Source organism: Kitasatospora sp. MBT66 (assembly GCF_000710405.2).
GTDB classification, from domain to species: Bacteria; Actinomycetota; Actinomycetes; order Streptomycetales; family Streptomycetaceae; genus Kitasatospora; species Kitasatospora purpeofusca.
Genome location: NZ_JAIY01000003.1, coordinates 985963 through 995591, shown reverse-complemented (window position 1 = coordinate 995591; position 9629 = coordinate 985963). Strand labels below are relative to the sequence as shown.

General features: G+C 76.7%; 6 protein-coding genes and 1 pseudogene. 4 read left to right on the top strand and 3 right to left on the bottom strand.

What is annotated here, in order from left to right; translation table 11 throughout:
- Together BI06_RS06385 and BI06_RS52280 are read right to left on the bottom strand one after the other, a co-directional pair.
- Window positions 1-1911 (bottom strand): annotated as a pseudogene (locus BI06_RS06385) (hypothetical protein); the annotation flags it as partial.
- 120 nt (window positions 1912-2031) lie between these two features.
- Window positions 2032-2199, bottom strand: coding sequence for an SflA family class IV lanthipeptide (locus tag BI06_RS52280; protein ID WP_167349769.1), 168 nt, complete (start codon window positions 2197-2199; stop codon window positions 2032-2034).
- Window positions 2200-2407: 208 nt separating this feature from the next.
- On the opposite strand from BI06_RS52280, the gene BI06_RS06380 reads away from it, so the two are divergent.
- The 4 genes from BI06_RS06380 to BI06_RS06365 all read left to right on the top strand — a co-directional run bounded on the left by BI06_RS06380 (window position 2408) and on the right by BI06_RS06365 (window position 5696).
- Window positions 2408-2809, top strand: coding sequence for a DUF4440 domain-containing protein (locus tag BI06_RS06380; protein ID WP_051740313.1), 402 nt, complete (start codon window positions 2408-2410; stop codon window positions 2807-2809).
- A 67-nt stretch (window positions 2810-2876) separates the two neighbouring features.
- Complete coding sequence (locus tag BI06_RS06375) at window positions 2877-3350, top strand: DUF3093 family protein (RefSeq protein ID WP_233290026.1); 474 nt, start codon at window positions 2877-2879, stop codon at window positions 3348-3350.
- A 208-nt stretch (window positions 3351-3558) separates the two neighbouring features.
- Window positions 3559-4740 carry an MFS transporter gene (locus BI06_RS06370; RefSeq protein WP_158516388.1) on the top strand — a complete coding sequence of 394 codons (1182 nt, stop codon included), beginning with the start codon at window positions 3559-3561 and terminating at the stop codon, window positions 4738-4740.
- 113 nt (window positions 4741-4853) lie between these two features.
- On the top strand, window positions 4854-5696 hold the full coding sequence (locus tag BI06_RS06365) for an inositol monophosphatase family protein (protein ID WP_030395537.1): 843 nt from the start codon (window positions 4854-4856) through the stop codon (window positions 5694-5696).
- Window positions 5697-5762: 66 nt separating this feature from the next.
- On the opposite strand, the gene BI06_RS06360 is transcribed toward BI06_RS06365, so the two are convergent.
- On the bottom strand, window positions 5763-9566 hold the full coding sequence (locus BI06_RS06360) for a tetratricopeptide repeat protein (protein WP_043465623.1): 3804 nt from the start codon (window positions 9564-9566) through the stop codon (window positions 5763-5765).
- Between the last annotated feature and the right edge of the window lie 63 nt (window positions 9567-9629).

The window sequence follows — 9629 nt, the reverse complement described above, 5'->3', positions numbered from 1 at the left end:
GGCGGGGTGGGCGGCGGTCCACCGGGCGAGTGCGGCGGCCGCTTCGCGGACCTCCGGCCGGTCCGGGTGCTGGAGCAGTTCGAGGCCGAGGCCGGCGGCGCCGTCGTAGCGGGAGAGCAGGGTGCGCGGGCGGGACGGGCGGCCCGTGCCGGGGGAGGTGGAGGGTCGGCCGTCGACTAGGTCGTGGGCCATCCGGACGCTGCGGTCGAGGGTGTGCCGGACGGCCCGGTCGAGCAGGTCCGCCGTCACCACCGGCGGCCGGTGGGTGGTCCGGGGCGATTGCGCCGGTGTCGCGGGCCGGGGCCCGGGCGCGGCCGGTCGGGCGTCGGGCTCGGCCGGCACCCGCCGCAGGTCGGCGGCCGCCGCCGACCGCTCCTCGGCGTCCAGGCTCAGCAACCCGGCGACCAGGGCGACCGCCGCGTCCGCGGACCTGCCGGGCAGGCCGGGCCGGGTGGGGGGAGTGGCCCGCGTGGGCAGTGCGCCGGCGAGGCAGGCGAGGGTGCGCTCGCGGTTGACGGCCGGGTCCGGGTCGATCACCACGGGGTCCAGGCCGGTGGCGGCCCAGTGCAGGGTGGCGCCCAACCCGTAGTAATCGGCGGTGGGTCGGGGTCCGGCGGGGTCCGGCCCGGCGGTGGCGGGCAGGCCGTAGCCGAGGGTGGTGCCCTCCGGCCGCTCGCCGGTCAGCGAACTGACACCGAAGTCGACGAGCGAGCAGCCGCCCGCGGCGTTCAGCACCACGTTGGCGGGCTTGAGGTCGTGGACGACCACGCCGCGCGCGTGCACGGCGTCCAGGATCGCGAGCAGGTCCCGGGCCAGGGCCCACCAGTCGCGGCCCGGCGCCGTGGCGGCTCCGTGCGCGGTGGCAGGCGCGGTGGCGGGCGCCCGGTCGCCGAGGACGTCGTACGGGCCGGCTTCGAGCACGGCGCGGCGGAGGTCGCGCGGTCCGCGGGCGGTGCTCACCAGGTACTCGTCCTCGCCGTGCCGGAAGTAGTCGACGAGGTCGGGCACTCCGGGTACGCCGGCCAGCGCGGCCAGTACCCGCCGTTCGTGCCGGAGCCGGCCGCGGGCGTCGGTGCCGGTCCGGTCCTCGGCGACGAAGGCGCGGGCCTGCTTGACCACCACCTCCCGCCCGCCGGCGACCTCCACCGCGCGGTAGACGTGTCCGTTCGGGGAGCGGGTGATCCCGGCTGTGATCCGGTAGCGGCCGTCGCCGATCCGGGTGGTCGGAGACGGAGACGGAGACGGAGACGGAGACGGGGACTGCGACGGTGACGATGACGGCGACGGGGGCCGGGCCGGGTCGGTGGTCGGGCCGGACGCCGTGAACGGGTCCGCCGCCCAGGGCGGTTGGCGGTAGGAGGACTCCGCCAGCCCCGGGAAGGTCCGGCCGTCGGGGCCGGTCATGACGAGGTCGGGGTCCTCGCCGGAGACCCGGAACGGGCCGTAGCGGTAGTAGACCGGGGCGTCCAACCGCAGCCGTCGGTCGCTGACCACGCGCGGACCGGTGCGGCCCGCCAGCACCACGGCCAGTTCCGCGGCCAGCGGCGCGGCCTCCTCGGGCGCCGGGTAGACCGTGACGGCCTTGCCGACGCCGGCGGGGCCGCGGAGCCCGGAGTTGAGCTGGTGCAGGACGGCGGTGGAGGCGGCGAACTTGGCGTCGCAGGTGCGGCCGAGCAGGACGGGGAGGACGAGGTCGACCAGGTCGGGCAGGTGGTCGGGCCGGGACGAGAGGAGGAGCTTCCAGCCGTGGCCGAGTTCGGGCATCCGCGGGTCCTGGAGGTAGAGCCAGCCGTCGCCGCTGTGCAGTCGCCGCAGGGCGCCGGGCGGTGCCGCGAGGTGGGCGGCCAGTCGGGACCGTACGTCCCCCGCCGGTCCGTCGTCGGGCTCCCCGCCCGCAGCCGCTGCCGCCATGCTCCGCCGCTCCCTTCCCGGGGTCCGCCCCACCCGCGCCCTCGTGTGCGCGGGGCCGGTGCGACCGCCGGGCCGGGCTGCCCGGCGGTCGCCGCTGCTACTCCGACCGCCCGGCGGGGATCAGGAGTCGAAACCACACTCGAAACGGGTGGGGACATAGGTGACCCACGGGTCGGCGAGGCACGCCACCGGGGTGAGGTCGGCGGCGAACTCGTCCTCGAAGGTGATGGTGTCCTCGTCGATGTCCAGCAGGCCTGCGTCGCGGATGTCCAGGACCTGAGCGCTCATGAGTGCTTCCTCCCATGCGGGTTGGCGGATTCCTGTTCGACGGCACGGTCATGCTAGCGATTCACCCGTGTTCACCACAGGGGCGCGGCATCATCACATGCGCGACACCTGGACGTGCCGGTCCCGGGGCGGAAGATTCGGCCCGGTGTGGTGTGTGACATTGCGCCGGAGGGATGATCCGCATGGCTCCCGGTGCTACGGTCGGATCATGTCCAAGGCCGAAATCGACCAGCTGACCGCCGAGTTCTTCGGAGCGTTCGACAACCGGGACGGCCGCGGTGCCGATGTGGCCCGGCTGCGCCGCCTGATGCTCCCGCAGGGGGTGATCGTCACCACCACCCCGGCCTTCACGGTCTACTCCGTCGAGGAGTTCATCGAGCCGCGCGAACGGCTGCTGGCACCGGAGGGGCGGCTGGTCGGCTTCTCGGAGTGGGAGACCTCCGAGCGGACCGAGATCGAGGGTGACGTCGCGTCGCGCTTCGGCGAGTACCGCAAGTACGGCCTCTTCGACGGCAAGCCCTACGAGGGCGGCGGGACGAAGACGATCCAGTTCGTGCGGACCCCGGATGGCTGGCGGATCACGGCCTTCTCCTGGCACGACCGCACCTGAGCCGATCCGACCCGACCTCACCTGCCCGGGGTCGGCGGTCGGCCGACGGCATGGCAGCATCCCGGGTGTGGTGATCTACGACGAACGACTCTCCGTCCCGCTGCGCTGGTGGCTGGCCGCGCTGGTGGCCGCCGCCGCGCTCGCGGCGGCGCTGCTCCCGCTCTCCCCGCTGTTCGCCGTCGCCGCCGGCACCGTGCTGCTGATGGCGCTCGCGCCGGCGTTCGGCTGGTACGGCGGCGCGCGGATCCGGGTGTGCGACGGTGTTCTGGTGGCCGGTCGGATCGTGCTGCGGGGCGAGCACGCGGGCGCGGTCGAGGTCCTCGACCAGGCCGCCGCCTTCGCCTGGCGCACCCGGCTGGCGAGCCCCCGGGCCCGGCTCCTGATCCGCACCTACCTCCCCTGCGCGGTCCGGGTGGAGGTCGCCGAGCCCTCCCTGCTCTGCCCCTACGTCTACCTCTCCACCCGCCGCCCGGCCGCCCTGGCCGCCGCGCTCGCCGAGGCGCGCGACCACTGCACCGCCCCGGCCGCCCAGGGGTGCTGACGGCCACTCCGGCCGGCTCGGGCGTCCGCCCCGGCGCCCGCGCCCGCCCGCCCCGGCGTCCGCCCCGGCGCCCGCGCCGGAACGGCAGCACCTTCGGCGCCGGACGCGCTGGGGGCGCGCTCTTTGGCGCCCTGGGGGGTGTGTGCTGCGGGGGCGCAGCGGTGGGAATGGCCCTGTCCGTCAGTGACGGATGGGACTGGTGGTTCTGGTGCGAGTACAGGTGCTGGTGGGGTTCGGTGCGTTCGGGGTGTTCTGGGGTGCCTGGGGTGCACTGATCCCGGAGGTCCAGCGGCAGGCCGGGGTCGGCAACGCTGAACTGGGCGTCGCCGTGCTGATGATCGGACTCGGCGCCCTCGGTTCGATGCGTCCGGCAGGCGCGGCCGTGGACCGCTTCGGCCGTTCGGCCGTCGCGGTGATCCTCCTGCTGATGGCGGCCGCCGCCGTACTGCCCGGGCTCGCGCACGGGGCGAGGGCGCTGATGGCGGCGCTCGCCGTGCTGGGCGCGGCGTCCGGGGCCGTCGACGTCGGGATCAACACGCTGGCGAGCGAGGAGGAGAGCCGCTCGGGCCGGCTGATGAACGCCGCCCACGCCTGCTTCTCCGCCTGCGTGGTGCTCGGTGCCCTCGGCGCCGGTCTCGCCCTGGAGCGCGACCTCGCGGTGGACCGGGTGCTGCTGGTGACCACCGTGCTGCTGGCCGGCGCGGCCGTGGTGGTCGGGTTCCCCGGCCCGGCGGGTCCGCCGTCGGGCGCGTCCCGCCGGACCCACCGGCGGTCCGGCGTCACGGACCGGCCGCTGCTGGTCCTCGGGGCGCTGTGCGGCCTCGCGTACCTGGTCGAGAACGCCTGGCAGAGCTGGAGTGCGGTGATGCTGCGCTCGGTCTTCCACACCGGTTCCGGCGCGGCCGCCGCCGGTCCGGTGGTGTTCGCCGCCGCCGCCGCGGTTGGCCGCCTGGCCGGGCACGGTCTCACCGCCCGCCTGCCGCAGCGGCAGCTGCTCGCCCTGGGGGCGGCGGTGGCGGCCGTCGGCACCCTGGGCGCCGCGCTGGCGCCGGGCGTGCGGTCGATGCTGGCGGCGCTCGTCGTGGCCGGTCTGGGCATCTCGGTGTGCACGCCCACGATCCTCTCGCTGGCAGGGGAGCAGGCCCGCCCCGAGGCCCGCTCGTCCGCGGTGGCGGTGGTCGCCTCGATCGGCTACGGCGGCTGCCTGTTCGGGCCTGCCGCGGTCGGCCTCACCGCCTCCTCGGTCGGCCTCCGGGCCGCCCTGTGCGGCGTCGCGGGGTTGGCGGCGGTGCTGGCGCTGGCCTCCCTGCTGACCTGGTACGCGCCCAGGCAGGCCGAGCAGGCTCAGCAAGCCCGGAAGGCAGCTCGAACGCTCGACGCGGAGGGCTGAGCGGGTGCGGGGCGGGGGAGTGCGCCGGTGCGGGGCGGGCACTGCGCCGGCGCTCACCCCGTCCGTTTGTTCGGTTGGAGCTGGGGTGCCCGCATCTGTGGTGTGATGGACGGATGATCGACGAAGGTTTCGCCGCGGAGTGCCTGGGCCCGGTGGGGGAAGCGGTCCGGCGGGCGGCGGCTGCCGAGATCATGCCGCGTTTCCGCTCGCTGACCGCCGACCAGGTGGCCGAGAAGAAGGGCCCGCACGACCTGGTCACGGTCGCCGACCGGGGCGCGGAGGCCCACCTGACGGCCGCGCTCACCGAGCTGCTCCCCGGTTCGGTCGTGGTGGGGGAGGAGGCGGTCGACGCGGACCCGGGCCTCTACGCGGAGCTGGGCGGTGACCGGCCGGTCTGGATCGTGGACCCGATCGACGGGACCCGTACCTTCGTCCGCGGCGACGAGGGCTTCTGCACCCTGGTCGCGCTCGCGCACCGGGGCGAGCTGCTGGCCTCCTGGACCTACTCGCCGGTCCGCGACGAGATGGCGACGGCCCTGCGGGGCGGCGGCGCCCACCTGGACGGCGTCCCGCTGTGGGCCGGCCCGCCCGCGGCCGGGGCCCCGCTGGAGATCGCGGCCTCCCACCCCCGCTTCACCACGCCCGTCCACAAGCGCGCGCTGCTGGGTCTGCGCGCCGAGGGCGTGCGCACCCGGCCGTGCGCGGGCTCGGCGGGGCTGGAGTACCTGGCGATCGCCCGGGGCGCCGTCGACGCCACGGTGTTCGCCTGGGAGAACGCCTGGGACCACGCGGCCGGGCTGCTCCTGGTCGCCGAGGCGGGCGGCGCCCACGCCACCCTCACCGGCGCGCCGTTCCGCCTCGCCGGCGGCAACGCCCTTCCCTTCACCACGGCCCGCGACGCGGCGACCCTGACCCGGATCCGGGGCCTCCTGCTGGGCGAGGCCCCGGCCGAGTAGCCCGGCCGGCGACCGCGTCCGCCAGGGACCGCGTCCGCCAGTGACCGCCTCGGCCCGGCCCCGGGGTCAGTCGGCGACCTGGTCCCGGACGGCGTCCGGGAGCCGGCGGCCGGTGACCGAGCGCCAGGCGCGCTCGACGGCACGGGGGCCGAGGTCGACCGCCAGCCGACGCAGGCCGACCACGCTCGGCCAGGTCGCCGGGTGCGGGAACTCCTCGAAGGCGGTGATGCTGCGGACCAGCCACTCCATCGCCTCCCGGGGCCGCCCCTGCTCCGCCGCGAACAGCCCGAACTGCCCGAAGGTGCGCGCCAGTCCGGGCGTGTCGCCGATCCGGTGCGAGACGTCCAGCGCCTTGCGGTACCGGGCCTCGGCCTCCGCCGCCCGGCCGCCCGCCTGGGCGGTCAGCCCGAGCTGGTGGTACCCGGCCGAGACCCCGGCCCGGTCGCCCAGCTCCTCCCGGAGCGCCAGTGCCCGGGCGTGGCGGCGCTCCGCCTCGGCGAGATCCCCGCGCCGGGCCGCCACCAGGCCGAGCTGGTGCTCGCCGGCCGCCGTGCCGGCCAGGTCGCCGAGGTCCTGCCGGATCTCCACCGCCTTGCGGTGCCGGGCCTCGGCCTCCGCGAACCGCTCCCGCGCCGTGGCCAGCACACCGAGCCGGTGGTGGGCGTCGGCGGCGCCGGCCCGGCTGCCCGACTCCTCGGCGAGGTCCAGTGCCCGCTCGCACCAGTCCTCCGCCTCGTCGAGCCGGCCCAGCTCGGCCGCTACGGCGGCGAGCCGGTGGTGGAGCTCCGCCGTGACGGACAGGTCGGCCGCCGTACCGACGGCCGTCGCGCGAACGACCGCCAGCGCCTGCGCGAAGCACCCGTGGGCGTCCTCGAAGCGGCCCTGCTCCTCGGCCAGGACGCCGAGCCGGTGGTGGCAGGCGGCCGCCCGGCCGGTCTCGCCCAGGCGCTCGAAGACCTCCAGGGCCTGCCGGGTCCGCCGCTCGGCCTCGTCCGGCCGGCCGAGCCGGTGCGCGATCACCCCCAGCTGGTGCTGGCCGATCGCGAGGCCGTCCACGTCCCCGAGCCGCTCCAGCAGAGCCTGCGAGCGCAGGTACCACTCCTCGGCCTCGCCGAAGTCGCCCCGGTCGACGGCGATCCCGCCGAGCCGCTGGTGGCAGTCGGCCAGCTCGTCGAGCTGCTCGGCACCGGGCGGGTGCAGTTCGGCGGCGCGATGGATCTCCCGGAGGGCGCGCTCGGCCCCGTCCACCGTGCCCTGCCGCAGCAGCCGCCGGGCGTCGGCGCCGACCACGTACAGCCACAGGGACCCGGCCGGGCTGTCGAGGACGGGCGGGGTGCCGTCGGGCTCCTCCACGGCGAGCCGCACCCGGTCGACCCAGTGCCGGGCCTCCAGGTCCGTGCCCCGGGCGTTCCAGTGGTCGTGCAGCGGACGGACGAGCGCCAGCGCCTGCAGCCACAGGCCCCGGTCGAGGGCCCGGGCGAGCATCGCGCCGACCGTCGGCCGCTGGAGGTCGAGCGCGGTCAGGGCGAACTCGGCGCTGCCGTTGTGCAGTTCGCGGGTGAGCAGCAGACAGAAGTTGACCTGGGCGCCGAGCAGGGCCTGCAGCCCGGCCTCGTGCTGTTCGGCGAAGCCGGGCCCGGACGCGCGCCACCCGGCGTCCAGCTGGGCGGCGACCGTCGGGTGGACCCGGTGGGAGGTGCGGCCGCAGGGTGTCAGCAGACCGAGCTCCGCCGCCCGCAGCAGCAGCCGCTGCCAGTCCTCGGTGCCGAGGCCCCGGAAGCGTTCGGGCGCGAGCGGATGGCGGGACAGCAGGGCCAGCACGGTGGCGTCGGCGACCCCGTGCACGAGCGAGACGGCCGTCAGTGCCCGCCGGTCGGCCGCGCCGAGGCGGGCCAGCGCGTAGGCGGTGCTCACCGCGAGCGCCGCCGGAACGGCCTCGGCAGCGGGGAGCCGGTCCGCGTCGGCGGGGGCGTCCGGCAGCGCGGCCGCGCCGCGCACCAGGGTGTCCAGCGTCTGCCACGGCTCGTGGGCGTCGAGCGAGGACAGCGCGAGCCGCATGGCCAGCGGGTGCCCGCCCAGCCACTCCAGCAGTTCGCCGAACACCCGCAGCCCGCGTCGGCGGACGGTGTCGGGGGAGCAGGGGGTGTCGGTGGAGGGGCCGAGCAACTGCTCGGCGTACTCGACGGTCTCGCCCGGGTCGAGGCCCGGCACCTCGATCCGCAGTGCCGCCGTGCCGAGCCAGTCCTCAGGGGTGCGGCCGGTGAGCAGGACGGTGCTGCTCCCCTGCCGGGCGACCAGGTCGAGCAGGGCCCGGAGTCCGGCGCGCTCCTCGTCCGCCGCCCCGGGATCCGCGGCCAGGGAGTCGACGCCGTCCCAGATCAGCAGCAGGCGGCGGGTGGCCAGCGCCTGTTCGACGGCCGCCCGGCGCTCGGCGGGCGGGAGCGGGTCGAACTCCTCGGGGGCGAACAGCCGGCGGCCGATCCGCTCGACCACCCCGGCCGCGGCGGGCCCGGCCGTGCCCGGTTCGAAGGGGTGCAGCACCACCGCGTCCGGCCCGTCCACCGCGCCGGTCTCCCGGCACCAGCGGCCGAACGCCTTGGCCAGCTCGGTCTTGCCGATGCCGGCGGCACCGTGGAGGAGGACCACCCGGTGCGACCGCGTCGCGGCGTCGAGGCCGAGCAGCAGACCGTCCCGCCCGACGAACCCGCCGTCGGGCGCGAGCTCGTCATGGTGGTCCGAGGGCTTCGCTGTTGCCGTGGCCCCGGTCGCCTCGTGCGCGGCCGCCACCTGTACCGCTGGGGCGGCGTCCGGTCCGGGCAGTGCCGCCCCGGGCCGGCTGTACAGGACCGGGACCGTCCAGTCGGCCAGCGGCAGTGGGCCCCTGGGGGAGGTGCGTCGGTCCTGCGTGGCGAGTCGGCGGCGCCCTGCGGCCACGGCCAGGGTCACCGGCTCGCCGGTGCGGAGCCGCTCGTAGCAGGTGGCCAGGAACCCGGCGGCGGCCGGCGCGTCGAGGTGGTACGGCAGCGCGAGCACGGCGTGCGCGCCCTCCCGGAGCAGCCGGGACGCGGCCACGGCCTCCGGCAGTCCGGGCTCGGGGGCGGAGCGGCCGGTGGTCAGGACCACCAGCGGGACGGGGACCGTGGCCGGCACGTCGGTCGGACCGGGCCCGTCGAAGTGGACGACATGGAACGGCCGGCCCTCCTCCCGGGCCCGGTGCAGCACCTCGGCCAGATGTTCCGTCGTCGGCGGGCGCAGGACGGTGGGTTCGACCGTGCCGTGTTCCGCGCGCAGTCGCCGCAGCAGTGTCGGGGCGAGGATCCGGTGGCCGGGGCGGGCCGGGTTGTCGGGGGCGGTGACGACCAGCAGCACCCGCAGCCGGGACGCGCCGGTCCCGGGGAGCCCGAGGCCGTGGCTGCCCCCGTCCTCCGTGTCCGGTGTCCGGCGGCTCAGTACGACATCGTCCAGTACCAGCGGCACCGGCCGGTCCGGGTCCGTCATCAACTCCCAGGGGAGGGCGAGCAACTGCGGGGAGCCCGAGCGCAGCACGATCTCCAGCCCGCCGCCGCCGCGGCCGCGGGCCCGGAGGTAGGCGTCCCGGCCCGGTCCGGTGCCGAACAGTGCGGAGAACACCCGCGCGCCCCAGTCGGGGAGTTGCCGGGCGATCTGCGGACCCCGCTCGCCGTAGGCGCCGAGCGGGGTCCGCAGGTACTCCTCCAGGTACCAGCGCAGGCTCTCCATCGGCGCGTCGGCCAGGGGCCGGCGCAGCCATCCGGCGTCGACGGCGGGCGGCGGGGACTCGTCCCCGGACGGCTGTTCCGTCACCAGCATCCGGCCGTCGGCGTGGAGGTCCACCACCAGACGTTCGACCACAATCGCCCCCAGCGAGAGCGGAAACGGCCGGGCGGTCGTTCCGCTGCGGAGCACAGGGTAGCG

Bases quoted from the DNA above. Each gene is read 5' to 3' on its own strand.
- BI06_RS52280 (WP_167349769.1), bottom strand. From the start codon at position 2,199: ATGAGCGCTCAGGTCCTGGACATCCGCGACGCAGGCCTGCTGGACATC.
- BI06_RS06380 (WP_051740313.1), top strand. From the start codon at position 2,408: ATGTCCAAGGCCGAAATCGACCAGCTGACCGCCGAGTTCTTCGGAGCG.
- BI06_RS06365 (WP_030395537.1), top strand. From the start codon at position 4,854: ATGATCGACGAAGGTTTCGCCGCGGAGTGCCTGGGCCCGGTGGGGGAA.